This window comes from Campylobacter sp. RKI_CA19_01122, assembly GCF_025771325.1.
In the GTDB taxonomy this organism is placed as follows: Bacteria; Campylobacterota; Campylobacteria; order Campylobacterales; family Campylobacteraceae; genus Campylobacter_D; species Campylobacter_D lari_D.
Genome location: NZ_JAKMPZ010000001.1, coordinates 46,894 through 73,137 on the forward strand (window position 1 = coordinate 46,894; position 26,244 = coordinate 73,137).

Sequence of the window (26,244 nt, forward strand, 5' to 3'; positions counted from 1 at the left end):
CATGAAATTTCAACAAACACTTTCACAAAAAACTATGTATGTGCAAAAAATTAGTAGATTTTTTATGTTTAGCATGTATGAGAAGTATAAAAAATTTATTCCAAAAACTAAAAATATCCAAATTATTGGCACTAATGGTAAAGGAAGTACGGGTAGATTTTTAGCGCTTTTACTTTTAGAGCAAGGATATAAAGTAGGTCATTATACAAGTCCACATATTTTTGAATTTAATGAAAGATTTTGGTTAAATGGCAAAATTGCAAGCAATGAACTTTTAGAAAAAGCGCATGAAAAACTAGAAAGTGTTTTTTTGGAAGATGTAAAAAAACTTAGTTATTTTGAATACGCTACTTTTTTAGCTTTTTTTATTTTTAAAGATTGTGATTATGTGATTTTAGAAGCCGGAGTAGGTGGGGAGTATGATGCGACAAGTGTTTTTGAAATAGATTTTAGTATTTTTACTAAAATAGGATTTGATCATCAAGATTTATTAGGTAAAAATTTAGAAGAAATAGCAAGAACAAAATTAAAAGCCATGAGTGCCAAAGCTTTAATTAATCATAAGCAAGAAGCAAAAGTATTAAATTTGGCTCAAAAAATAGCAAATTTAAAACGAGCTAGTTTAAGTATCAGTTTGCTAGAAAAAAATAATTTTATTTATCCTTATGTACAAGAATATATTCAAAAATATAATTTTGCGACTTTTTTAAAAGATAATCTTTTTTTAGCTTTAGAAGCTTTTTCTAAAATTTGTGCTAAAAATGAAAAAGAATTAATTCAAGGTATCAAAAATCTACCAAAACTTGATTTAAAAGGAAGGTGCGAGCAAATAAGTCAAAATATTTTTATTGATGTAGGACATAATGAAATGGCGGCTTTAGCTTTAGTTGAAATTTTCAAGGAAAAAAAAGTTCATTTAGTTTATAATTGCTTTTTAGATAAAGATTCTTATAAAATTTTAAAGGTCTTAAAACCTATAATAAAAATAGTTGAAATTTATGATTATGAAAGTAAAGATAGACCTTTGGCGGGTTCTGTTTTGCTAGAAAATTTAGAAAAATTAGATATTGTTTATCAAAAATTTGAACAAATAAAAAAAGATGAGTTATATTTGGTTTTTGGTTCTTTTGTATTGGTAGAAAAATTTTTAAGAGGCTATAATGAAAGATAAATTTACGCTAACTATTACAGATGTAAATGGTTCTAGACATTTTTTATTAAGTCAGATTATAAAAAAAGTAATAATTTATTTTACTACTTTTGTTTTTGTTGTTATAGTTTTAGGTGCTTTATATATTAATTATCTAGCAGATAAGCGTTCAGAGCTTTTAAAAGAACAAGAAATATTATCTTCAAAGAATACTAAATTGTTTTCTCAAAATGAGAGTATGCAAAAAAGTTTAGAAGAAAAAACAGCCTTATATGATGAACTCCAAACCCAACTTGCAGATATTGAGGATAATTTAGGCTTAAAACAAGATGAAAGTTTAGATATACCAGAAAGATTAGAAAAAGTCAAACTTACTAATGATCAAGCTTATTTATTTTTAACACAAATTCCAAATGGTCATGTGATAGAAGATAATGGAGTCACAGGTAATTTTGGATGGCGTCATCATCCTATATTAAATAAAAAAGAATTTCATCCAGGTATTGATTTAAGAGCAGCTTTAAAAACTCCTATTTATGCGCCTGCAAATGGAGTGGTTGAATACGCTGCATATAGCAATAATGGTTATGGTTACTCAGTGATTTTGATCCATAATTTTGGTTTTAAAACGGTTTATGCGCATATGACGCGTCAGGATGTTGTCAAAGCAGGGCAATTTGTAAAAAAAGGTGATTTGTTGGGTTATACGGGAAATACAGGTCTTTCTACGGGACCGCATTTGCATTATGAGGTTAGATTTATTAATAAACTTTTAGATCCTAAGATTTTTATAGATTTAAACCGAAAAAACTATGAACAAATTTTTGAAAAAGAAAGGAGAGTGCCATGGCAATCTTTAATAAAGGCTCTATTGCTGCAGTATCCGAAACTACAGTCATTTCAAACGGAGCAAAAATAGAAGGAAAATTTTATTTTGATTCTATGCTTCATTTAGATGGAGAAATTACAGGAGTAATTAATTCTTCTAATGTGATAGTGATAGGTAAAAGTGGTGTTTTAAAAGGACAAGTTAAGGCAAATAAGATAGTAATCAATGGAGTTTTTGAGGGAGAAATGCAAGTTGATTCTTTAGAAATTTTATCCGGCGGTGTGCTTAATGGTAATATCATAGTTAAACAATTAAGTATTGAAAATGGTGGGAAATTTAATGGAAGTAGTAAAATAATTGAAAAAGAAGAAGAGCTTGCAACTATTGATGTGAGTATAGAAAATTCAGAAAATGCAAGCTAAATTATATGAATATTTATTAAGTAATAAAACTGAGTTAATAATTTGTGAGAATGATAAAGAAGCAGATGAATTAGCTCAAGTTTGCTTATTTTTAAAATTAAAAACTTTTATTTTACCTGATTTTAGAGCAGAATTTGGTAGCGATTTACGCTCTTTTTCTAAAGAACTTTTTGAAATTTGTAAAGTATTAAATGCTTATCATAAAGAAAATGAAAATAAAATTTTAATATCTCCTATAAAAACAATTTTGCAAAAGTTACCAGGTAAAAAGCATCTAAAAAACATTATTCTTAAAAGAAATTCACTTCTTGCTTTAGAGAAATTTAAAGAAGAAATTTTACATAGTGGATATGAGTTTGTAGATATAGTTCAAGATAAGGGTGAAATTTCAATACGCGGGGATATTATAGATATTTTTGCGATTAATGAAGAACAACCTTTTAGAATTTTACTTTTTTCAGATGAGATAGAAAGTATAAGATATTTTGATATACATACACAAAAATCAATCCCTGCTGAACTCTCCAATATAGAAATTTGTCCTTTTTTGAGTGCTTTTAGTCAAGAGCAATATGAAAATTTACAAGAAAAAATTCAAAATTTCCAAAGTCAAAGCATTATAAATGATGTTAATTCTTTAGGTTTTTGGTGTGTTGATGATTTTTGTGATTATTTAGATTTAAATTTTGTAAGCATAAAAAAAATTGATGTAAATGATTTTGAAGAAGATATTAGTAAAATCAATCAAAATATTTTACCCGAACCAAAATTTTATAAAGATTTGGTAAGTTCTTATAATTATGATTTTTTCACTTTTCACAAAGATAAAAAAATTACTATTTTAGCAAAAAATGAAGCTTTGTTTAAAGCTTTAAATTTACAAGAATTTTCAAATATTAAATTAAAAATATCCCAAGAAAGAATTAATTTAAGTACTCAAGATGAGCTTATCATATCTTTAAATAAAAAAGAAAAAAATAAAAGAGTTAGAAAAGCAAGTTTGGTAATAGATGAGCTTAGAGTTGGGGATTTTGTTGTGCATGAAGATTATGGTGTAGCTAAATTTTTAGGTCTTGAGATTATTGCAATAGCAGGAGCAAAAAAAGAATTTGTCGCTCTTGGGTATTTAAATAACGATAAGCTTTTATTACCTGTTGAAAATTTATATATGATTGATAAATATATCGGTGCAAGTGGTGGCGTGCCTTTACTTGATAAGCTTGGAAAAGGAAGTTTTTTAAAAATCAAGGAAAGATTAAAAGAAAAATTATTTGCCATTGCTTCAAATATAGTTTCTTTAGCAGCGACTAGAGCTTTGATAAAAGCAAAAGAATTAAAAATTTCTCAAGAATTACAAGATGAATTTATCAATAAGGCAGGATTTTTTTACACTAAAGATCAAAGTCAAGTTTGTCAAGAAATCACTCAAGATTTAAAAAGTATGCAGGTGATGGATAGGCTTTTAAGTGGCGATGTGGGTTTTGGTAAAACAGAAGTTGCTATGAACGCTATATTTACTTGTGTAAAAAGTGGTTATACGGCTTTATTTTTTGCGCCAACTACTTTGCTTTCAGCCCAGCATTTTAAAACCTTAAAACGAAGATTTGATTCTTTTGATATAGAGGTTTTTAAGCTAGATCGTTTTACTAGTGCTAAAGAAAAAAAACAAGTTTTAGCATTTTTAAAAGAAAATAAGCCTTGTGTAGTGGTTGGAACGCATTCTCTTTTAGGGGTTGAGTGTGAAAATTTGGGTTTAGTCGTGATAGATGAGGAGCATAAATTTGGTGTAAAACAAAAAGAAAAACTCAAAGAACTAAGTAAAAATTCACATATTCTATCTATGTCAGCAACGCCTATACCAAGAAGTTTAAATCAAGCTCTTAGCTCTTTAAAGTCATATAGTGTTTTACAAACTCCACCTGAGGATCGTTTGGATGTGCGTACCTTTGTTAGAGAAAGTAGTGATGCTTTGGTTAAAGAAGCTATTTCAAGAGAATTAAGAAGAGCGGGACAGATTTTTTATATACACAATCATATAGCAAGTATTGATGGGTGTAAAAAATATCTTTTAGATTTGTTTCCAAATTTAAAAATTTTAATCTTGCATTCTAAAATTGATGCAAAAACTACTGAAGAAGAAATGATTAAATTCGAAAATAAAGAATATGACTTATTGCTTTGTACTTCTATAGTTGAAAGTGGTATTGATTTGGCAAATGCAAACACTATCATAGTAGAAAATTCAGATCGCTTTGGTATGGCTGATTTGCACCAACTTAGAGGAAGAGTAGGGCGTAGTGCTAAGCAAGGATATTGTTATTTTCTTATTGAAAATAAGGAAAAAACCACAAAAGATTCTTTAAAAAGACTTACGAGTTTAGAGAGTAATTCTTATTTAGGCTCAGGAAGCGTGCTTGCTTATCATGATTTAGAAATTCGTGGTGGTGGAAATTTATTAGGTGTGGATCAAAGCGGACATATAGAACAAATTGGTTATAGTTTGTATCTTAAAATGTTAGAAGATGAGATTAATAAATTAAGTAAAAAAGAAGAAATTAAAGAGAAAAAAATAGATCTAAAGCTTAATATCAATGCTTTTTTAAATAGTGAGTATATTAGTGAAGATCGTTTGAGATTAGAACTTTATAGAAGACTTAGTAAATGTATGAGTGTTAATGAAGTTTATGAGATAGAAAGTGAGATGAATGATCGTTTTGGAAGGCCTGATATCTTCACAAAGCAGTTTTTGGATTTAATCATCATAAAAATTTTAGCTAGCAAGCATTATAAACTAGTGAGTAATTATGAGCAAAATATTTGTTTTGTAAAAGATGATGAGAGCAAGGAAGTCATTAAGGCAAAAAGTAAAGACGATGATGATGTAATTGAGGCTATTTTGATGCATTTAAGAAAGAGTGAAAAAGCATGAGTGGATATGAAATTTTTAAAGCTTTAGTTAATGCAAATATTGTTTATAAAGATTTTGAATGGCTAGAAAATAATACTTTAAGTGAGTTTGAAATTTTAATTTCTGTAGTTTTAACTCAAAATACAAATTGGAAAAATGTATTGAAAGCTTTGATAAATTTAAAACAAGCAAATATTACTAAGATAGAAGATTTATCAAATTTAAATACTCAAGATTTAGCGTTTTTAATAAAGCCAAGTGGATTTTATAATACTAAGGCAAAATATATTAAAAATTTTACTCAAAAATATTTTCAATATTTTAATTCTTTTGAGCTTTTTAAAGAAGAAGTTGATAGAGAATGGCTTTTGGATATTAAGGGTTTTGGTCAAGAAAGTGCTGATGGAATTTTAAATTATATATGCAAAAAAGAAGTTTTAGTAGTTGATGCTTATAGTGCAAAAATAGCTAATTATTTAGGCTATGAGTGTCAAAGTTATGATGAGTTGGCAGATTTTTTAAAAAAAGACATAGCTAAAAATCAACAAGAATTGTGTGTTTTATTAAAAAAAGAATGTAAATTATATGAGCTTTATCAAATTTTTCATGCTTTAATTGTTTCTTTTTGTAAAACACACTTTCAAGGTAAAAAACTTTCAGAGAATGGTGTGCTTATTCTAGATCCTTTAAAATTTTAAATTTATTTTTTATTTAAAAAGTTATTTTTTTACGATTAAAGTGCTATAATGTATTTAACTTCATAAAAAGGAGAAGTAATGAATACAAGTATAGTTGGAAAGCAATTTGAGCTAACTGAGTCTATAAAAGAGTATGTGGAAAAAAGCTTTGATGCTTTAAGTAAATATGGCTTAGATGTGATTTCTGCGCGTTGTGTTATAAGTGCTGATGAAAGGCATGGAAAGAAAGGATTTTGGGCTGAATTTAGCATTAATCTAGCCGGTATTAATACAGTGGTTGTAAAGCAAAAAGATAAAGACTTATATGCTGCTATAGATTTAGCTATTGATAGAATTTCTAAGGTTTTAAGAAGATTGCATGATAAAAATATTACCCATAAACATCAAGATGAGATAAAAGAAAATTTAGTATTACCGAGCTTGATTGAGGAAGATGAGATAGTTCCAACAGAACTTGAGCTATATAAGCCTTTGGAAATTGAAGAAGTATTGGAAAAATTAAAAGCAAGTAAAGATATATTTTTAGTTTTTAATGACATAGATGCAAAAATGAGGGTGTTATATAAGAAAAAAGATGGTAAATTTGGTTTATTTTAATAAAAATCTAGCCTTTTTTTTAAAGGCTAGATTTATTAGAAGAGTTTGTTAAAAATTTTATCTATTGCTTGATCTACTTTTTTACCTGTATTTTTAGCACCATCACTAGCATTTCCACCTATTGTATTAACAATAGAATTTACAACACTTTTTGTATCAAGACTTACTTTAGGATCTTGCGTTGTTCCTTTTATAGTACCTTTGAAGTTTGCTCTATCAATGACGATATTAAAAGGAATGTTTAATTTGGTACTTTTTGTATCAACCTTACCTTTGCTAATATTTATATTGCTTCTATCAGCCACTAGGTTTAAATTTAAATCTATAAGATTTTTGTTGATATTTATTTTGGCTTCACCGTTGCGATATACATCTTGAGTGATATCTTTTTGTAAAAGTAACATTAAAGCACCTGTGATGAGATTTTTCTTAAGTTGCCCATCGGCTAAATTCATTAGCACTACACCACTTTCTTTTAAAAGATTATAATCAATGCTTAAATTTGATTTTGCTTGGTAATAATCAGGTAAATCTAAGCTTTGAGTTAAATTTGAAAGATCGGTATTTTGCATTTTAGCGTTAAAAATATTATTTTTTAAAGTGGCATTTAATGAGCCGTTAAATATATTTTTACTATTAATACTTGCATCTATTAAAGCGTTTTTAAAATCAAATTTTCCTTCAAAATCAGCCTTGCCTTTTAAGTTTCTATCAACTAAAAATCCTAACTTAGAAAAATCTTGCAATGATATATTATAAGTGCTTACTAGAGCCATTTGATTAAGATCAAATTTACCTTTTAATGAATTAATATTTGCAAATGAACTTAGAACTTTAGCGTTAAAATCAATGATTGATTTAGAAATTTTTCCATCAAGATTGATTTTTGCTGAAGTATTCTTTGGAAATTTTTTCTCTAAAAGCTTGGATAATTCTACTTCATTAAAAGAAGAATTAATGATTGCTTTAAAATCACCATTAATATTGTTAAAATCAAGTGACTTTAAGTCAATATCTGCATTTACATCACCAAATGCTAAAACTTTTTGTCCTATCAAAGGAAAAAGTTGTTCTAATTTTATATTATCAATCTTTGCTTGTAAACTTTTTCCATTGGATTTTGCATTGATAAGCCCTTGCATGATTTTAATATTTGCATCAAGATTTTGAATTTGATTTGACTTAAGATCAACTTTGGCATCTAAATTTAAAGGTCCATTGAGATCTTGTTTGGTTAAAGGTTTTAATTTGTTAAGATTATCTATAAAAGCACTAATTTGTACATTTAAATCTTTGTTTGTAAGGTTATATGAACCTTTTAGTTGAGGTATTTTTGCTATGTTTGAATCAAGTAAAGCTTCATAATCAATCAAAGAATTTTTCGCATTTGCTTTAGCTTGTAAGTTAAAATTTGTTTTTGGAAAATCAAGATTGCTTAGTTTTTTAAATTCCATAACATTTATATTTGCATTGTTTAACCTAGTGTTTAGATTGAAATTTTTAAAATCAAGCCCTTGTGTTTTTAAGTCTAAAACTAATTTAGAATTAATAAAAGCAGGTATGGAGATAGTCTTTAAAAGTTCTGCTACTTCTATATTAGTTGTATTGATATTAAGATTATTATTTTCTAAAACAGCTTTTAAGCTACCACCAAATCCAAGCAAGTTAGCATCTAATCTTTGTAATTGATTGTTTGCAAAAAGTAAATTACCTTGAATTTGACTTTTGCCTTGGAGTTTCATTTTAGCTAGAGATGAAAATTGATTAAAATCATCTATTTTGATGTCAAAATCACTAGCTAAGTTTTGTTTTGTTATATCATAAATACTTTTTTGTGTATAAAGTTTAAAAAAATTGCTTAAAATTTCACTTTTAAATATAACTTCATTGTTTTGGATTAAAGATCTTATTTCACCTTTTATATAGCTTTGTTTTGGTAAGCTTAGATTAAAATCTTTTTCAATTAGAGTATTGTTGATAGAACTTGTGTAAAAATTAATCAAAGCATTACCATTTGGTTTTAAATCTTTAGCTTGTATATCGCTTATAATACTAATTTTTCCTTGAGCATATCTTGGTAGATTAGCAAAATCTAAAATTTGAGCCAAATCTATATTTTTGCCAATAAATTCAAGATTTATAGGAGAAAAATCAACAATTTTTGCATCTAAGCTAAGATTAGAATCAAACAAAAATCCATTACCTTTTACTAAAAAATCACTACTTTTACCTACAGCACTACCTTTAAATGTAAAATCTTTATCACTTTTTAAGCCAAGATTTTGAATATAGTTTTGTTTAAGTCCTAAAAGATAGTTTAAATCAAATCCTAGTCTTAAAGGTGATATGCCACCTTCTATGTTAGCAAAAAATTTATCATCAATATTTGCTTTAATGTCAAGTTGTGAAAAACTAATTTTAAAATTTTCAAATTTAACATTCATACCGCTTTTTTGAGCAATAATCGTTTCGATTCTTGGCTTTAAAAAAGCATTACCCATGCTTGTAAATAATAATGTATATATAGCTAGAAATGCTATACACACTACACCTAAAAGAATGTAAAGAATTTTTTTCATGAGAAACCTTTATAATGATATATCATATAAATTTAGTGATATAGACTAAACTTATATGATATATTTTACTTAATTTATTGACAATTAACTTTCTTTAATGTATAATTCTATCACTCAAAAACAAAGAGTGCTAAAAATGGCACATTTTAGAAAGGATAAAAAATGAATTTTCAACCTCTAGGAAAGCGTATTTTAGTAAAACGCTTAGAAGAAATGAAAACTACTGCTTCTGGGATTATTATACCAGATAATGCTAAAGAAAAACCATTAAATGGTGAAGTTATTGCAGTAAGCAAAGAAATAGAAGATATTAAGGTAAATGATAAAGTAATGTTTGCAAAATACGGTGGAACTGAAATTAAACTTGATAATGAAGAGTATTTAGTTCTTAATGTTGAAGATGTTTTAGGGATTATTAAATAAAAAAGGATAAAAAATGGCAAAAGAAATATTTTTTTCAGATGAAGCAAGAAATAAACTTTATGAAGGTGTTAAAAAACTTAATGATGCTGTAAAAGTCACTATGGGGCCACGCGGTCGTAATGTATTAATCCAAAAAAGTTTTGGTGCTCCAACTATCACAAAAGATGGTGTGAGTGTAGCTAAAGAAGTGGAATTAAAAGATTCTTTAGAAAATATGGGTGCTTCTTTAGTTAGGGAAGTAGCTAGTAAAACAGCTGATCAAGCAGGCGATGGAACAACAACAGCAACAGTTTTAGCGCATGCTATTTTTAAAGAAGGTTTGAGAAATATTACAGCAGGTGCTAATCCTATCGAAGTTAAAAGAGGTATGGATAAAGCTTGCGAAGCTATAGTAGCTGAACTTAAAAAACTTTCTCGTGAAGTTAAAGATAAAAAAGAAATAGCTCAAGTTGCGACAATTTCTGCGAATTCAGATGAGAAAATCGGAAATTTAATCGCTGATGCTATGGAAAAAGTTGGAAAAGATGGTGTTATCACTGTTGAAGAAGCAAAATCAATCAATGATGAATTAAATGTAGTTGAAGGTATGCAATTTGATAGAGGTTATTTAAGCCCATATTTCATTACAAATACTGAAAAAATGACAGCTGAATTGCAAAATCCTTTTATTTTGTTATTTGATAAAAAAATTACTAACTTAAAAGATTTATTACCAATTTTAGAACAAATTCAAAAAACAGGAAAACCACTTTTAATTATAGCTGAAGACATTGAAGGCGAAGCTTTGGCAACTTTAGTTGTAAATAAATTAAGAGGTGTTTTAAATATTTCAGCAGTTAAAGCTCCTGGCTTTGGCGATAGAAGAAAAGCTATGCTTGAAGATATTGCTATTTTAACAGGTGGTGAAGTGATCTCTGAAGAGCTTGGAAGAACTTTAGAAAGTGCTAGTATTCAAGATTTAGGTCAAGCTTCAAGCGTGATTATTGATAAAGACAATACAACTATTGTAAATGGCGCAGGTGAAAAAGCAAATATTGATGCAAGAATTAACCAAATCAAAGCTCAAATTGCTGAAACAAGTTCAGATTATGATAGAGAAAAATTACAAGAAAGATTAGCTAAATTAAGCGGTGGTGTAGCGGTGATTAAAGTTGGTGCGGCTACTGAAACTGAAATGAAAGAGAAAAAAGATAGAGTTGATGATGCATTAAGTGCTACAAAAGCTGCAGTTGAAGAAGGTATAGTAATAGGTGGTGGCGCTGCATTAATCAAAGCAAAATCAAAAATCAGTTTGAATTTGCAAGGCGATGAGGCTATTGGTGCAGCTATTGTAGAAAGAGCATTAAGAGCACCTTTAAGACAAATTGCTGAAAATGCTGGATTTGATGCTGGTGTAGTTGTAAATACAGTAGAAAATAGTAAAGAAGAAAATACTGGTTTTGATGCTGCAAAAGGTGAATATGTAAATATGCTTGAAAGCGGTATTATCGATCCTGTTAAAGTAGAAAGAGTAGCCTTGCTTAATGCGGTATCAGTAGCTAGCATGCTTTTAACAACTGAAGCTACAATTAGCGAAATTAAAGAAGATAAACCTGCTATGCCTGATATGAGTGGTATGGGCGGTATGGGAGGCATGGGTGGTATGATGTAATACCATCTTTTTTACTTCTTTTTGGAGTTGCTTTTTATAGCAACTCTTTTAAATTCTTTTATATTTTTTCATACTCGTTTTATTTTGTTATAATAGATGTAAAATTATAAGGATTTTACATGAAAAATTTACAAGAAGAGCAATTTTCTAACTCAAAATATATTAAACCTAAAAGATATACTTATATAGGTAAAGATAACAAAAAATACACTTGGGATTTTATAGAAGCATTAGATAGTGTTTCTGTTTTTTTATATCATACTCAAAAAGATTCTTTTGTTTTTGTAAAGCAATTTAGAATTCCTTTATGGGATTATCAAAAACGCAATAACTTAAATTTAAACGAGATGGGATTTAGCATAGAGCTTTGTTCAGGTCTTGTTGATAAAGATTTGAGTTTAGAGGAAATAGCTAAAGAAGAATGTATTGAAGAACTAGGTTATGCTCCTAAGGTTGTAGAAAAAATAGGGGAATTTTATACAGGTTTTGGTTCAGGCGTTAGTAGACAATTTTTATTTTTTGCTGAAATTAATGAAGATGATAAAATTGGTAATGGTGGTGGAATTGAGGGGGAAGATATCCAAGCAGTATGGATAAAAAGAAAAGATTTTGAAAAGTTTTCTAAAGAAAATCCTATAAAAACGCCTTTACTTGAGTATGTGTATTTATGGTTTAAGGGTAAGAATTAATCTTACCTCTTTTTATTTTTCCTCTTTATTTTCAATATTTAGATCTTTTTCATCAAGCATTTCTTTAAAGATTCCAAATAAATCTTCAGAAGCCTTTTCAGCATTAGAGCATTTATCTAAAATTTGATTTTGTACTAGTTTATCACTTGTATCTTCATTATGTGCTAAAGCAACGGCTTGGTTCATATTTTCATGTACTTTTTGATGTGGTAAATTTAACTTACCAAAAGCTCTTCCGCTAGAAAATCTTTCCTTGCCAATACCAGCAATCCATTTTGCAAGTCTGCAACTTAAATGATCAGATAAAGTTTTTCCTGAAGCATGAATAATTTCATTATATCCATTTAATTTAAATGCAATATGATCTAGTTTTGCTAGTGATATGAATATTTCAGAGGTAATGCTTTTAGCGTGAGAACTAGTTGAATTTGCATTAGAAATTAATTGAGCAAAATTACTAGAGAATTTTACTATATGCTCATTAGATTCTAATGATACTTTTTCTACTTGTTCACTTTGTCCATACATCTCATCAGCATTTTGTTTTAATAGGTTAATATTTAATTCTACTTCAGAAGTTGCTTTTTGTGTTTTTTCAGCAAGTTTTCTTACTTCATCAGCAACAACAGCAAAGCCTCTGCCGTGTTCTCCTGCTCTAGCAGCTTCGATTGCGGCATTTAGTGCTAAAAGATTGGTTTGATCGGATACATCTTTGATTAAGTTAATAACATTAGTGATCTCATCAACACTGCGGTGTAAATTACCTGCTGTATCTCTTGAGCGATTAGCTGATTCAATAATGCTTTGAAGTGAAGATATAATAGAATGCGTGATAGAATTTAACTCTTGCATATCTTCCAAAGAAGAATCAGAATACTGAGAAATCATTTCCGCTTTATTAACATTTTCTTGCATGTCACTTTGAACATTTGAAATACCTTTTAAAACACCGTTTAGTAGCATTTCTAAAAGATGGGTTTCAAGTTCAGCTTTCCCACAATCTCCTTGTAGTTGTTTTTCATAATTCTCAATTAGTTCTTGCTTTTCCAAAAGAAGTTTTTTATTTTCTTCTTCTAATGCTTTGATTTTATTTTGCAATTCTTCAAAGTCTTGTTTTGATTGACTTTTTTTCCCAAACATGTTTTATCCTTAAAGTAAAAATTTTACAGAGAATTATTTTTTGTAATTTGATAAGTAAGTATTTAATTCATCCTTTAATCTTAATTTTTCTTTTTTTAGATTAGCTATTTCTAAGCTATCTAAATGAATTCTACCCTCTTCTGCATCTTTGATTTTATGATCAAGTTCATTATGCTCTTCAAATAGTTTATCAAAGTGCATATCCTTACCTTTTAACTCAGTGATTAGATCTCTAAATTCGTGTAGCATATTAGCCTCCTTTTTTAAATTAGTATTTGATTATAGCTTAAAATAAGTTAAATATATTTTAACTCATCAGGTTTTTGTTTATTTTTGATAATCTTTTTAGCTATTTTTATACTATCTGCTGTGCCTACGATTAATAATTTTGCTCCAGTACCTATTAAAGTGTCTCCTCTTGGCATAGGGGTGAATTTTTTGTTTTCCAAAATTCCTACTATGCTTACATTTGCCATATCTCTTAAATGGATTTCTTTTAATCTTTTAAATCTTACCCATGAATCATCAGGAATTTTAACTTCTTCTAAATCAATAGGGCTATTTTTTTTATAAAGATAGTTTTCTAATAAATTTTCCATATCAGGTCTTGCTGACATAGCACTAAGTCTTTGTGCGACCAATTTTGTAGCAGAAACTATGGAATTTGCTCCAAGTTTTTTTAGTTTTTCAGTTTCGTCTTCATTGCTTGAGCTAGCTAGTATAAAATAAGGATTGATTCTTTGTAATTCTTTTTCAAACAATCTCACTGAAGCAATGATGGCTATATTATCTGCTATGTTATTGCTAAGAGTAATTACACCTTTTGCGCTAGAAAGATTGGTCTTTAAAAAGGCTATATTTGTATGTGGAGCACTTTCTATATAATAAGGATAATTATATTTTTCAGCTATCTCGCTAAAATTTTCTATTTCATCAACAACAACAAAAGGAATGTGATTTTCTTTGAATTGCTGTGCTAGTTCTATGGTAAAATCATTGTGATAGCATATTACAAAATGATTTTTTAATCTTGCAACTTTATGAAGCATTCTTCTTTCCTTGATAATCTTAGACAAAACACCTTTTTTGACTATTTCTATTACCAAACCCATACAAAAAGTAAATATTGTAAAAGTCAATAATACATATACAACAGTAAAAATTCTACCTGCTGTTGGTATGGGATTTACTTCAGTATAACCTAAAGTGGTAAAAGTCATACCAGCTTGATAAATAGCATCGTTAAGGTTATAATTGCTTGTGAGCATATAACCAAAAGCCCCAATTAATGTCATCATTACAACAGCAATAAGAGGAATTCTTAAAAATCTAAGTTGCTCGTAAAGCTCGTCATTGAGATTAATTGAAGGTTTTGGAGAGGGAGACCAATTGAGGAATTTTTGTAGCTTTTTCAAAAAAGACATAACAATTCCTCGTTTACATTAAGGATTATTTGCTACTTTGTTTTTTAAGTGTTCTTAAGGTTGAAGCAGCTACTCTAACTTTTCTAGTAGTTCCATCTTCTAAAGTGATACGAACTGTTCTTAAATTTGGCAAAAAGCGTCTTTTAGTTTTATTGTTAGCGTGGCTAACATTGTTACCTACCATAGGTCCTTTTCCTGTAATTTGGCAAATTCTTGACATAAATTTTTCCTTATGAAATAAAAATAATTTTTAGCATTATATCTAAAGCAAGCTTAAAAAAATCAAATATTATTAAAAATACATAAAGAAAATTTGATAATAAGTATGATAAAATTATTTTTTATTTTATTGGAGATATATAATGTATGTAGCGCCAAGTTTATTGTCTGCAAATTTTTTAAACTTAGAAAATGAGATTAAAGAAGTATCTCAAGCGGGAGCTGATTTGTTGCACATTGATGTGATGGATGGACATTTTGTGCCAAATCTTACTTTTGGTCCTTGTGTGGTTGAAAATATTTCAAAAATTACTTCAGTACCTTTAGATGTGCATTTAATGGTGCATAATGTTAGTAGTTTTGTAGATTTATTTATACCTATAAAACCAAAATTTATTAGTTTTCATTTAGAAGCTGAAAACCATCCTATTAGGGTGTGTGAGTATATAAGAAAAAACGGCATTTATCCTGCTATTGTATTAAATCCACATACCCCCGTTTCAAGTATAGAGTATATTTTAGAATTTGTAGATATGGTGCTTTTAATGAGTGTTAATCCAGGCTTTGGCGGGCAAAGTTTTTTACCTTTGGTGTATAATAAAATTCGCCAGTTGAGAGAAATGATAGATAGGAAAAATCTTAAAGTTTTTATAGAGGTTGATGGTGGGGTAAATGGCTTAAATGCACCTGATTTGGATGAAGCAGGAGCTGATATTTTGGTCGCGGGTAGTTATATTTTTTCTTCGCAAGATAAAAAAACAGCAATTAATTCTTTAAAGCTTGAATTTTGAGCCAACAACAAATCGATGATTTAATCATCAAGCTAAGCAAAGAAAACAAACCTTTTCCTTGGGTTTTAAAAGAACTTGCAAAAATAGAAGAATTAAACCACTATGATTTTGATTTATATATTTTTGAGCTTTTAGGACTAGGGGTAGAGCTTAATGCACAAAATTGTTTGTGTTTAAAAAGTAAAAATAAAAAAATAAAAGATGAGATATTTTGTGTTGTAGATATTGAAAGTACCGGCGGGATAAAAAGTGGTCAAATTTTAGAAATAGGTGCTGTAAAAATTCAAAATTATAAAGAAATTGATAGGTTTGAAAGTTTTGTAAAAGTAGAAAGCATACCTGAAAATATTACAGAATTAACTGGGATTAGTTTAGATATGGTAGAAAATGCTCCTTCTTTGAAAGCTGTGTTAAATGATTTTAAGTTATTTTTAAAAGATAGCATTTTTGTAGCACACAATGTGCGTTTTGATTATCATTTTATATCTAAAGCTATGTATGAAAATGATTTTGGAGTGCTTTTAAATAGAAGATTATGTACTATTGATTTAGCTAAAAAATGCATTGAAAGTCCCAAATACGGCCTTGATGCTCTAAAAGAGTTTTTGTGTATTGAAAGTAAGCATCATAGAGCTTTAAGTGATGCTTTGGCCGCAAGTGAAATTTTGAAATACTGTCTTAAAAAAATTCCTTTTTACATTAAAACTACTGAAGAATTGTTACATTTTAGCAAGCAAGCTAAAAATCAAACAAAAAAATAAACTTTGTTTTGTATTTATTGCTATACTTCTTTTGCATAAATGACGGGAGCTTGTGATACAGGCTGAGAGTAAGCTAAAAGCTTAGACCGCACCAGAACTAGGTAATACTAGCGTTGGGATAATTTATCAACTACTCACATACCCTTCATTTATCCAAAATTATTTCAAGGATAAATTCAAATGAAAACTCAAATGTCTTATGCAAAAGAAGGAATTTTCACAAAGCAAATGCAAATTGTTGCACAAAAAGAACAAGTAAGTGAAGGTTTTTTACTTGAAAATATAGCATGTGGAAAAATCATCATTCCTGCAAATATCAACCATAAAGCATTAGATCCAAATGGTATCGGTTATGGACTTAAAACAAAGGTAAATGTAAATTTAGGTGTTTCAAATGATTGTGTAGATTATAGTGAAGAGATGAAAAAGGTAGAATTGGCTCACAAATTTAATATAGAAGCTATTATGGATCTTAGTAATTATGGTAAAACTAGTCGTTTTAGAGATGAGCTAATTGCTACTTCAAAAGCTATGATAGGTACTGTGCCTGTTTATGATGCGGTAGGTTTTTTAGAAAAAGATTTAAAAGATATTAAAGCAAAAGATTTTTTAGATGTAGTATATCATCATGCTAAAAGTGGAGTGGATTTTATGACAATTCACGCAGGGATAAATTCTCGTGCTGCTAGGGTTTTTAAAGAGTGTGATAGGATTACTAATATAGTTTCAAGAGGAGGTTCAGTTCTTTATGCTTGGATGCAAATGAATGATGCTGAAAATCCATTCTATGAATATTATGATGATTTGCTTGCTATATGTAAGGAATTTGATGTGACACTTTCTTTGGGTGATGCACTAAGACCTGGTTGTACTCATGATGCAAGTGATGGAGCTCAAATTGCTGAACTTATCGAACTTTCGTTATTAACTAAAAGAGCATGGGCTCAAGATGTACAAGTAATGATAGAAGGACCTGGTCATATGGCTATTAACGAAATAGAAGCTAATATGCAACTTGAAAAAAGAATTTGCAACGGGGCGCCTTTTTATGTCTTAGGACCATTAGTTACTGATATAGGTGCAGGATATGATCATATAAGTGGAGCAATTGGTGGAGCAGTTGCAGCAGCAGCTGGCGCTGATATACTTTGCTATGTAACTCCTGCTGAACATTTAAGACTTCCAAATTTAGAAGATGTAAGAGATGGTATAGTAGCAACTAAAATAGCAGCTCATGCAGGAGATATAGCCAAGCTTCCCAAAGAAAGAAAAATAGATGATGAAATGAGTAAAGCAAGACAAGATATTGATTGGGAAAAAATGTTTAAATTGGCAATTGATGGAGAAAAGGCTAAGAAAATGTTTAATGAAAGAAAACCTGAAGAACTTAATTCTTGTTCAATGTGTGGAAAAATGTGTGCTATGAACACTATGAATAAAATTTTAAAAGGTGAGGATGTAAGTTTGATAAAAGAATAAACCCTCGATTACGAGGGTTTATTTTGATTAATCTATTACTTTATAATTATAAGGTTTTAGATTTTTATCATCTTCAAGAAGTTTTGCTGGTGGATTACCATTTACTTCTTGGTGTTTATAGTAGCGATCACCTGCTTTATTACCATTTAGATCTACTTTATAGTGAATTTCACCTGGATTTAATTTTTGAATATCTTCAAAACCTAAATTTGAAGTTTTGAAATCTTTAATGCCATTTTTGGCTGCAATTTCTACTAGCTTAGTTTGTCCTTGTCTTGACATATCAACTGATTGTAAAAGCATTCTTGAAGCTTCTCTAGGATTGTGGAAACCTGTTGAGTTTTCAGCACCTACAAAGTCCGCTCTAATTTGAGATTTTCTATGTAGTTCTAATACTTCTTTTAATTCAGCCGAAATTTTAGCATCATCTGCTTTGCCATCAGTTTGAAATTTAGGCATTTTTCCAAGTTCTGCACGAATAGTTTCTACATCTTTAATCAAGCTTACTAAAGAATATTCAGCTGTTCTTAAATCATGAGCTACTGAATTTTGAATATCTTTTACTTGTTTAGCTAAATAGCCTTCGCTTTGAGTATGGCAAGTTTTACAAGCTGAGTTGATATCAACTAAAGGTGATGTGATGTTGTGGTTAGTAACTTTTTTTGCACCTTTTCTAATGTAAGGCATATGGCAATCTGCACAACTTACTCCATTTGCAGCATGTACACCGCCACTATAAAGTTCGCTTTCTGGGTGTTGAATTTTTAGCATAGGTGCTTTGGTGATTTTATGTACCCAATCACTTGGGAAATTTTCTCTATTTTTTTCGTAATAATCATCAAACATTTCTATTCTAAATGGTTCACCTTTTTTCCACTCACTCCAAGGAAATGCTAATTCTATACCATCAACTTCGATTTCAACTGGCTTATTACCATCTCTCCAAGAATCAAACTCATCATAAGTTTTCTGAGTGCCATTCCACCATTTTTTAGAACTATCATTAGCTATACTTTCGCCGATAGTTTTTACTTTGGTGCCTGTTGGTTTGAAGTAGTATTCAACGTGGCATTGAGAGCATACTAAGGTTCTCATTTCACTTCTTGAAGCTTTAATGCCTTGTTTTTCATCTGCTTCATAACCTCTTGAAATTAATGCTTTGATTAAAGCTGGTCTTGTAAGTCTTAAACTCATATCTGTTGGATTATGACAATCTGCACATGTTACACCCATTCTTTTTCCACCATGAGGTCCGCTGTGTTCAGGTGAGTTTTCTTTAGCTCCATTTACAGCTGGGATAGTTTTAACCATAGTCCAATATTTTGCAGAGTTAAATGCTACCCAATCGCCTTTTGCAGTGTTGTTTAAAAGCCATGGAGTCCATCCGCTATGGCAGTTCATACAAGCTGTTGGTTGACCGCCAAATCCTGTAAAACCATGTGCATTTAAGAAATCTTTATTATTTCTAGCTGTATCCATTTGATCTACTTGAACCCAAAAGTGTCCTCTTTCTTCATTTGCATCAATGCTAAATGGATAACCTGCCCAAAGAACAGTTAGTTGTGGATAGCGAATAAGCTTTGAATAAGCTAAATTTCCACCAAATTCTGTTGCATTAGGTGTTTGTTTTTCTACTGCTGTGTGCATGTCTAAATAATCAGGAAAGTTCTTTCCCCAGTAATCAAAAGTAGGATTTTCATCACCAAGTTTTACAATTTCTTGTGAAATGATCCCACCTACTGAATCATTTGTTTTAGCTGTAATGTCCTGATTAAGCCATAATACACCTGCAATAGCTACTATAGTAGCACTTATAGCACTATATAAAATGCCTTTGTTATTCATTAAATACTCCTTTCATTTAAAATCCTCTCTTGTGACCAACACCTTGGTGGCAAGATACACAACTTAAAGCATTATCTTTATGTGGATCTAGGGTAGGGTTGATAGTGTTACTTGCAATTTCTTTGTGACATTCTATACAGTTATTTTGGACTATTTCTTTACTTTTTGCATTTGCACTCAAATGTGTAGGTAAAGAATCTAGTTTGAAAGTAAATGCATAAGCATGTCCTAAGCCACTTTGAGCTTTAGCAATCCATTTTTCAAAAAAGCTATGTGGCAAATGGCAATCATTACAGGTTGCTCTTGGTTTACCATCAACTTCTTTAGAGTGCGAAGCTTTTAAATAATCATTATAAACCTCGTTCATAATATGGCAATTATTACAGCTTTCACTAGCATCGCTAAAATAAGAAGTGCCCTTAGCATTATGGAAAGTATACATTCCAACTCCTGCTAAAATTACAAGTAAGAAGAGGAAAACAGCAAAAAGTTTTGAGTTTGCTTTTTTCAAAGTCTCTCCTTTGAATGAAGTTTAAGTTACAAGAACTTGTGTATAATTATATAACACCATAAAGGCAAAAAAGTAAATATATATTTATTAATCATTTATTATTTTTTTAATAAGATAAAAAAAGTATTATTTTTTTATATAATTATATTTACTATTATACAAATAAAATAAATTTTAATGAAAGAAATACTAAAATATAAATATCTAGAAATAAAGGTAGGTATATCATGCAAATTCAACCATCAATGTATATTAACAGAGAACTTTCTTGGCTTGCGTTTAATTCTCGTGTTTTAGATCAATGCTCTAAAGATCTTCCTTTGCTTGAAAAACTTAAATTTATTGCTATATACTGTACAAATTTAGATGAGTTTTATATGATAAGAGTGGCTGGATTAAAACAACTTTTTGTGGCAGGAATAAGCACAACAAGCAATGATGAAATGACTCCTCTTGCGCAACTTAAAGCTATTAGAAATTATCTACATGAAGAAAAATATGTAGTAGAGCAGTATTTTACTAAAATTACCCAAGATTTAGAAAAAGAAAATTTATTTATTCGCTCATACGAAGAACTTGATGAGGATTTAAAACAGCAATGTAATGAGCATTTTTTTTCTAATATTTTTCCTGTGATAGTGCCTATTGCAGTTGATGCAACTCATCCTTTTCCGCATTTAAACAACCTTTCGTTTTCTTTAGCGGTAAAACTTTGTGATCCTATGCACCCTGAACTTTTAAAATTTGGCATGATACGCATACCTAGGGTTTTACCAAGATTTTATCAAGTAAGTTCTAATATTTATGTGCCTATAGAAAGTATAGTACGCTATCATACTGAGCATATTTTTCCTGGCTATAAGCTCTTATCTTCTGCTGCTTTTAGAGTAACTAGAAATGCAGATATGGAAATAGAAGAAGAAGAAGCTGATGATTTTATGTTGATTTTAGAGCAGGGTTTAAAACTTCGTAGAAAAGGTGCTTTTATACGCTTGCAAATAGAAAAAGGCGCAGATGAGCAGTTGATTGAATTTTTAAGTTCTCATATGAATATTTTTCATAAAGATATTTATGAGTATAATATACTTTTAAATTTAGCTTCATTATGGCAAATCATTTCCAACAAAGAATTTACACATTTGCTAAATCCTATGTATACACCAAAAATTTTACCACCTTTTGGGGATAATGTATCTATATTTAGTGCAATAGATAAACAAGATATTTTGGCTATACAGCCTTATGAGAGTTTTGAGCCTGTATATCAATTTATCAAAGAGGCAAGTAAAGATCCTAAGGTTGTTTCTATAAGAATGACTCTTTATAGAGTAGAAAAAAATTCAAACATAGTTCAAGCTTTAATTGATGCAGCAAGCGATGGCAAACAAGTTACTGTAATGGTAGAATTAAAAGCGCGTTTTGATGAGGAAAATAACTTGCATTGGGCAAAATCATTAGAAAATGCAGGGGCTCATGTGGTATATGGAATCACTGGTTTTAAAGTGCATGCAAAAGTAGCTCAAGTGATTAGAAAAGAAGGAGATAAATTAAAAATTTATAATCATTTAAGTACGGGTAATTACAATGCAAGTTCAGCTAAAATTTATACTGATGTGAGTTATTTTACTTCAAAAGAAGAATATTCTCAAGATACTACAACTTTTTTTCACATACTTTCAGGATATAGCAAAAGTCGTCGTTTAAAGACTTTGTCGATGAGTCCAAAGCAAATCAAAGAAAGAATTTTAGATATGATAGCTACTGAAGCAAGCTATGGAAAAGATGGAGTAATCATAGCCAAAATGAATGCTTTGGTAGATGGTGATGTGATTAAAGCTTTATATGAGGCTTCAAATAAAGGTGTTAAAATAGATCTTATTGTGCGTGGAATTTGTTGTTTAAGACCTGGAGTAAAAGGATATAGTGAAAATATAAGAGTTAGAAGTATAGTGGGAAAATATTTAGAGCATGCTAGAATTTTATATTTTAAACATACAACACCAAATTATTTTATTTCAAGCGCTGATTGGATGCCAAGAAATTTAGAAAGAAGACTAGAATTAATGACTCCTATTTTTGATGAGCATTCTCGTGCAAAATTGGCTCAAATTTTAAAACTACAATTAAGCGACAATGATTTAGCTTATGAGTTAGACAACGAGGGAAGATATCGTAAGGTTATTTTAAATGAGACAGAAAAAATCAACAATTCTCAACAAACTTTAGAAGAGTATATTAGTAGAATTTTTAATACCTTGAAAAAAGATACTGATCACAGCAGGGCGACGCACTTAGCAACGAAGCTTTTTAGAGATAGCTAATCCTTGCTTTTTTAGCAAGGATTATTTCCAACCTTCTATGTAGTTTTTAAGTTTTCTACCAACTTTTGGGTGTTTAAGTTTTTTTATAGCTGAGCTTTCTATTTGTCTTACTCTTTCTCTTGTGACATTTAATTCTTTACCGATTTCTTCTAAAGTTCTATCACTTTCATCATCCATTAAGCCAAAACGCATTCTAATAACAGCCTTTTCTCTATCATTAAGCTGATCTAAAACTTCATCAATTTGTTCTTTTAAATCATCTTTTAAGATGTGATCCATAGGTGAAATTGAGGTTCTATCTTCTACAAAATCTCCAAATTTACCATCATCCTCGTTGCTAATAGGTGCTTCTAGGGAAATTGGTTCTTTAGTAATTTTAATAACTTGTTTTACTTTATCTATACTAAGTCCTACTTCTTTTGCAATAATACTTACATCCGGTTCTTTACCTTCTTTTTGCAAATATTCGCGAATGATTTTATTGATTTGATTGATAGTTTCTATCATATGAATAGGAATTCTTATAGTTCTTGCTTGATCAGCAATTGCTCTTGAAATAGCTTGTCTAATCCACCAAGTTGCATAGGTTGAAAACTTATAACCGCGTTTGTATTCAAATTTATCTACCGCTTTCATTAAGCCTATGTTGCCTTCTTGGATTAAATCTAAAAATGGTAATCCGCGGTTAGTATATCTTTTGGCAATGCTTACAACTAAGCGTAAATTTGATTTTGCCATTCTGGTTTTAGCTTCATCTGAGATTTTTTTACCGCGTTTGATTTGCTCTAGAATTTCTTTTAGTTGATCTTTTTCTAAATCAAAAGAATTTTGGCTGGCCTCTTTGGTTTGAATGAGTTTTTTAATCTCCATATAAGTGCTTACCATGGTAGTTTCTAGTGCGCGTTCAGCAATTTCTTCTTTGCTAAGTTTGGTAATATCTTTTAAGATATCTTGGTGTCTTTGTTTTAATTCTTCTGAAAACATCGGTAAGCGATATTCTAAGCGTTTTAATTCTTTGTCAAATTCCTCATCACTTTTTAATGCTGTTTCCATAGATTTTACTATTTCAGAAATAAGTTTTGATGTTGGACCTAGATCCATTAGTTTTTCTTTTAGTATATTTTTCTTAAAAGCAATTATGAGTTTATCTAATAGTTCATCATCATTTTTTTCTGCATTAATAGTAGATATAGTTTTTAACCATTCTTTTTTTGCTTTTTCTAATGCTTTAAAGCTTTCTATGACTTTTAGAGTTCTTTCATCTTCTTTTTTATTTGTTTTTTTAGGTTTTTTTTCATTAGAATTTTCATTTTCCTCATTTTCGTTTTCTTCTTCAGAATCTATTTCTTCATCGCTTTTATCATCATCGCTTTTATCATCATCCTCAAAGCTTTTAAAAAGCTCTTTCACTCTTCTTTCTCTATTAATTAAAGGTTCTTTATAATCAAGTATAAAATCAATCAAATAAGGCACAGAACAAAAAGCATCGATGATAATGTCTTCGCCTAGCTCAATCTTTTTAGAAATTTCAATTTCTTCATCTTTGTTTAAAAGAGCAATTTGTCCCATTTCTCTTAAATACATTCTTACAGGAGAGTCTGATCTGCTCCACTCAAGTAAATCATTTTCATTGGCTAAATCAAATTCATTTTCCAAACTTGTATCTTGTAATTTTTGTTTTTCCTCTTGTAGCTTTTTTGCTTCTTCTAAATTTCTTTTTTTGGCAATTTCAGCTGAAGAGATTAATTCTACTTTATATTTATCCATTAGATCACGGATTTTTTTTGCACTTGTTGCGTTTGGAAGCTTTGCAAAATACTTGACAAGTTTTTCATATGTGATATAATCTTTAGAATTTTCTTTGAAAAGTTCTTCTAAAACATTAGTTTCATTAGCCATGGATACCCCTTGTATTTAAGTAATGAGTGTAAAACTAAATATTATGCCTAAAAATTAATTAAAAACAAATAAAAATATTTTGGAACGACTTTTGCTTTGTTAGTGAAAAATTAAGATTTTAGTTAGGAAAAATAATGCAAAATGGGTATTATCAAGCCACCGGTGCTATGGTTACGCAATTTAATCGTTTAGATGTTGTAACTAACAATCTAGCAAATGTAAATACAAGTGGCTATAAAAGAGATAATGTTGTTATTGCAGATTTTAAAAGGATTTTTAAAGAAACTCAAGATGAGTTACCTATACAAAATCACACAAGAGATGCTGCAAGATTTGTTAATACAACTATAGATAGAGTTCCGCAGGTTAATCATGTCTATACAAATTTTAGCGTAGGTTCTATGAAAATGACGCATAATCCTTTGGATTTAGCTCTTACTCGCGAAGATACTTTTTACTTGATTAAAACAAATAATGGTGAAATAAGATTAAGTCAAGATGGAAATTTCCAACTTGATGATGAGGGTTATTTGGTAAACCGTCAAGGATACAGAGTTTTAAGCAGTGATTATTTTAATAATCCCGAAAATGATGGCATACGCATAGGAGATTCTACTTCTTTTATTAATGTGGATAAAAATGGAATTATCAGTGCAGCTAATCAAAATATTGCAAGATTATTTGTAGCACAAGTTGATGATTTAAGAGATTTACAAAAAGATGGCGATAATATGTATAAAATTGATAATTTAAACAAGATTAGAGATTTACCAAATTCAAATGCCATTAAGCAAGGTTTTACTCAAGGATCAAATGTTAATCCAGTTACAGAAATGGTAGGGTTAATTGAGGCAAATAGAATGGTTGAGATGTATCAAAAAGTTATGACATCTCATATGGATGATTTAAATCAAGAAGCTATTAATAAATTAGCAAGTACTAAATAAAACTAAGGATAGATAAAATGTTAAGATCATTATACACAGCAGCATCAGGGATGGTATCGCAACAAACACAAATTGATGTGACTTCAAATAATATTTCAAATGTTAATACAGTAGGTTATAAAAAATCGCGTGCAGAATTTGCAGATTTGATGTATCAAACGATGAAATATGCAGGAACTTCAACCTCAAGCACCACAAAACATCCAAGCGGCATTGAAGTAGGGCTTGGAGCAAGAGTAACAGCTGTAAGTAAAATTTTTAGTGAAGGTAGTTTAAAACAAACATCAACTTCAGGTCTTGATATGGCAATTGCTGGTAATAATGGCTTTTTCCAAATTCAAATGCCTGATGGAACTATAGCTTATACTAGAAATGGTCAATTTACTAAAGATGCTGAAGGAAACATAGTAAATTCAGATGGTTATAGACTTTTACCGGAAATGACTATACCTGAAGATGCTATTGCTATAAATGTTGCAAGCGATGGAACAGTTTCAGTAATGCAGCCAGGAAATACAGCTGAAACTCAAATAGGACAAATTGAACTTGTAAATTTTATCAATCCTGCAGGTTTACATGCTTTAGGGGATAACCTTTTAGTAGAAACTGATGCAAGTGGGGCGCCTATTGCAGGTATAGCGGGCGAGAACGGTTTTTCTGTCATCAAACACGGCTTTGTGGAGCTTAGTAATGTTCAACTTGTAGAGGAAATGACTGATCTTATTACAGGACAAAGAGCTTACGAAGCAGGCTCAAAAGCAATCACTACAAGTGATGATATGCTTGGAATTGTAAATCAATTAAAACGCTAGAATTAACTAGCGTTTATAATATGTAAAAATATTTAAAAATATACTAAAAAACTCCTATTTATAAATACTTATAAAATATTCTTTTTTATAATTTAAATTTTATCATTAATGTAGTAATATTTTTTAGATGTATTAAAATACATTGAATA

The 26,244-nt window shown here is 29.6% G+C and carries 23 protein-coding genes, 1 pseudogene and 1 riboswitch; of the genes and pseudogenes, 15 read left to right on the forward strand and 9 right to left on the reverse strand.

Translation table 11 applies throughout. The features are described from left to right. Position 1: 1 nt before the first annotated feature. From L8U37_RS00255 to hpf, 6 genes are all read left to right on the forward strand, one after another. Entirely contained in the window at positions 2–1,171 is a 1,170-nt protein-coding gene (locus L8U37_RS00255; protein ID WP_263728306.1) for a Mur ligase family protein, read from the forward strand. After that, on the forward strand, positions 1,158–2,069 hold the full coding sequence (locus tag L8U37_RS00260) for a M23 family metallopeptidase (RefSeq protein ID WP_243705623.1): 912 nt from the start codon (positions 1,158–1,160) through the stop codon (positions 2,067–2,069). The genes L8U37_RS00255 and L8U37_RS00260 overlap by 14 nt, the downstream gene beginning before the upstream one ends. Further along, positions 1,997–2,401 carry a bactofilin family protein gene (locus tag L8U37_RS00265; RefSeq protein ID WP_220566863.1) on the forward strand — a complete coding sequence of 135 codons (405 nt, stop codon included), beginning with the start codon at positions 1,997–1,999 and terminating at the stop codon, positions 2,399–2,401. The genes L8U37_RS00260 and L8U37_RS00265 overlap by 73 nt, the downstream gene beginning before the upstream one ends. Continuing rightward, positions 2,391–5,330: a DEAD/DEAH box helicase gene (locus L8U37_RS00270; protein WP_263728307.1), complete on the forward strand. Its 2,940-nt coding sequence runs from the start codon at positions 2,391–2,393 to the stop codon at positions 5,328–5,330. The genes L8U37_RS00265 and L8U37_RS00270 overlap by 11 nt, the downstream gene beginning before the upstream one ends. Next, entirely contained in the window at positions 5,327–6,007 is a 681-nt protein-coding gene (locus L8U37_RS00275) for an endonuclease III domain-containing protein (protein ID WP_263725724.1), read from the forward strand. The genes L8U37_RS00270 and L8U37_RS00275 overlap by 4 nt, the downstream gene beginning before the upstream one ends. 78 nt (positions 6,008–6,085) lie before the next feature. Beyond that, entirely contained in the window at positions 6,086–6,604 is a 519-nt protein-coding gene (gene hpf / locus L8U37_RS00280) for a ribosome hibernation-promoting factor, HPF/YfiA family (RefSeq protein WP_263728308.1), read from the forward strand. Between the two features lie 35 nt (positions 6,605–6,639). On the opposite strand, the gene L8U37_RS00285 is transcribed toward hpf, so the two are convergent. Continuing rightward, a complete protein-coding gene (locus L8U37_RS00285; RefSeq protein WP_263728309.1) occupies positions 6,640–9,183 on the reverse strand; it encodes a hypothetical protein in 2,544 nt (847 codons plus the stop codon). A gap of 162 nt (positions 9,184–9,345) precedes the next feature. Here L8U37_RS00285 and groES point away from each other — a divergent pair, with 162 nt between their 5' ends. The 3 genes from groES (at position 9,346) to L8U37_RS00300 (ending at position 11,946) form a co-directional block, all read left to right on the forward strand. Next, on the forward strand, positions 9,346–9,606 hold the full coding sequence (groES, locus tag L8U37_RS00290) for a co-chaperone GroES (RefSeq protein ID WP_263728310.1): 261 nt from the start codon (positions 9,346–9,348) through the stop codon (positions 9,604–9,606). A 13-nt stretch (positions 9,607–9,619) separates the two neighbouring features. Then, positions 9,620–11,257: a chaperonin GroEL gene (gene groL / locus L8U37_RS00295; RefSeq protein WP_263728311.1), complete on the forward strand. Its 1,638-nt coding sequence runs from the start codon at positions 9,620–9,622 to the stop codon at positions 11,255–11,257. A 119-nt stretch (positions 11,258–11,376) separates the two neighbouring features. Continuing rightward, a complete protein-coding gene (locus L8U37_RS00300; protein ID WP_220566857.1) occupies positions 11,377–11,946 on the forward strand; it encodes an NUDIX domain-containing protein in 570 nt (189 codons plus the stop codon). Between the two features lie 12 nt (positions 11,947–11,958). Here L8U37_RS00300 and L8U37_RS08165 read toward each other — a convergent pair whose 3' ends face one another. From L8U37_RS08165 to rpmB, 5 genes and pseudogenes are all read right to left on the reverse strand, one after another. Next, the gene (locus L8U37_RS08165) at positions 11,959–12,420 is read right to left on the reverse strand and encodes a CZB domain-containing protein (RefSeq protein WP_412174897.1); all 462 of its coding nucleotides are present in this window, start codon (positions 12,418–12,420) and stop codon (positions 11,959–11,961) included. Then, positions 12,406–12,690, reverse strand: a pseudogene (locus tag L8U37_RS08170) (methyl-accepting chemotaxis protein); the annotation flags it as partial. The gene L8U37_RS08165 and the pseudogene L8U37_RS08170, both read right to left, overlap by 15 nt. 429 nt (positions 12,691–13,119) lie before the next feature. Further along, the gene (locus L8U37_RS00310; RefSeq protein WP_012661736.1) at positions 13,120–13,335 is read right to left on the reverse strand and encodes a YdcH family protein; all 216 of its coding nucleotides are present in this window, start codon (positions 13,333–13,335) and stop codon (positions 13,120–13,122) included. Between the two features lie 47 nt (positions 13,336–13,382). Beyond that, positions 13,383–14,510, reverse strand: a complete 1,128-nt coding sequence (locus L8U37_RS00315; protein WP_263728313.1) for a potassium channel family protein — start codon at positions 14,508–14,510, stop codon at positions 13,383–13,385. Positions 14,511–14,535: 25 nt separating this feature from the next. Then, positions 14,536–14,730 (reverse strand): 50S ribosomal protein L28, encoded by a 195-nt coding sequence (gene rpmB, locus L8U37_RS00320; protein WP_012661734.1) that lies wholly within the window; start codon positions 14,728–14,730, stop codon positions 14,536–14,538. Positions 14,731–14,872: 142 nt separating this feature from the next. On the opposite strand from rpmB, the gene rpe reads away from it, so the two are divergent. The 3 genes from rpe to thiC all read left to right on the forward strand — a co-directional run bounded on the left by rpe (position 14,873) and on the right by thiC (position 17,760). Then, positions 14,873–15,520: a ribulose-phosphate 3-epimerase gene (rpe, locus tag L8U37_RS00325; RefSeq protein ID WP_263728314.1), complete on the forward strand. Its 648-nt coding sequence runs from the start codon at positions 14,873–14,875 to the stop codon at positions 15,518–15,520. Beyond that, positions 15,517–16,281, forward strand: coding sequence for a 3'-5' exonuclease (locus tag L8U37_RS00330; protein ID WP_263662503.1), 765 nt, complete (start codon positions 15,517–15,519; stop codon positions 16,279–16,281). Before rpe ends, L8U37_RS00330 begins: the two co-directional genes overlap by 4 nt. A gap of 32 nt (positions 16,282–16,313) precedes the next feature. Then, positions 16,314–16,418: riboswitch (TPP riboswitch) on the forward strand. A gap of 43 nt (positions 16,419–16,461) precedes the next feature. Further along, the gene (gene thiC, locus L8U37_RS00335; RefSeq protein WP_263660121.1) at positions 16,462–17,760 is read left to right on the forward strand and encodes a phosphomethylpyrimidine synthase ThiC; all 1,299 of its coding nucleotides are present in this window, start codon (positions 16,462–16,464) and stop codon (positions 17,758–17,760) included. Positions 17,761–17,787: 27 nt separating this feature from the next. Here thiC and L8U37_RS00340 read toward each other — a convergent pair whose 3' ends face one another. Both L8U37_RS00340 and nrfH read right to left on the reverse strand, forming a co-directional pair. Beyond that, the gene (locus L8U37_RS00340) at positions 17,788–19,605 is read right to left on the reverse strand and encodes an ammonia-forming cytochrome c nitrite reductase subunit c552 (RefSeq protein WP_263728315.1); all 1,818 of its coding nucleotides are present in this window, start codon (positions 19,603–19,605) and stop codon (positions 17,788–17,790) included. 16 nt (positions 19,606–19,621) lie between these two features. Beyond that, entirely contained in the window at positions 19,622–20,116 is a 495-nt protein-coding gene (nrfH, locus tag L8U37_RS00345) for a cytochrome c nitrite reductase small subunit (RefSeq protein WP_039618639.1), read from the reverse strand. A 227-nt stretch (positions 20,117–20,343) separates the two neighbouring features. Here nrfH and L8U37_RS00350 point away from each other — a divergent pair, with 227 nt between their 5' ends. Further along, positions 20,344–22,437: an RNA degradosome polyphosphate kinase gene (locus L8U37_RS00350; protein ID WP_263664387.1), complete on the forward strand. Its 2,094-nt coding sequence runs from the start codon at positions 20,344–20,346 to the stop codon at positions 22,435–22,437. A 21-nt stretch (positions 22,438–22,458) separates the two neighbouring features. Here L8U37_RS00350 and rpoD read toward each other — a convergent pair whose 3' ends face one another. Further along, positions 22,459–24,336 (reverse strand): RNA polymerase sigma factor RpoD, encoded by a 1,878-nt coding sequence (gene rpoD / locus L8U37_RS00355; RefSeq protein ID WP_133318727.1) that lies wholly within the window; start codon positions 24,334–24,336, stop codon positions 22,459–22,461. A 134-nt stretch (positions 24,337–24,470) separates the two neighbouring features. Here rpoD and L8U37_RS00360 point away from each other — a divergent pair, with 134 nt between their 5' ends. After that, on the forward strand, positions 24,471–25,283 hold the full coding sequence (locus tag L8U37_RS00360; protein WP_133318728.1) for a flagellar hook-basal body protein: 813 nt from the start codon (positions 24,471–24,473) through the stop codon (positions 25,281–25,283). A gap of 17 nt (positions 25,284–25,300) precedes the next feature. Next, positions 25,301–26,095: a flagellar basal-body rod protein FlgG gene (gene flgG / locus L8U37_RS00365; protein WP_133318729.1), complete on the forward strand. Its 795-nt coding sequence runs from the start codon at positions 25,301–25,303 to the stop codon at positions 26,093–26,095. Positions 26,096–26,244: the final 149 nt, after the last annotated feature.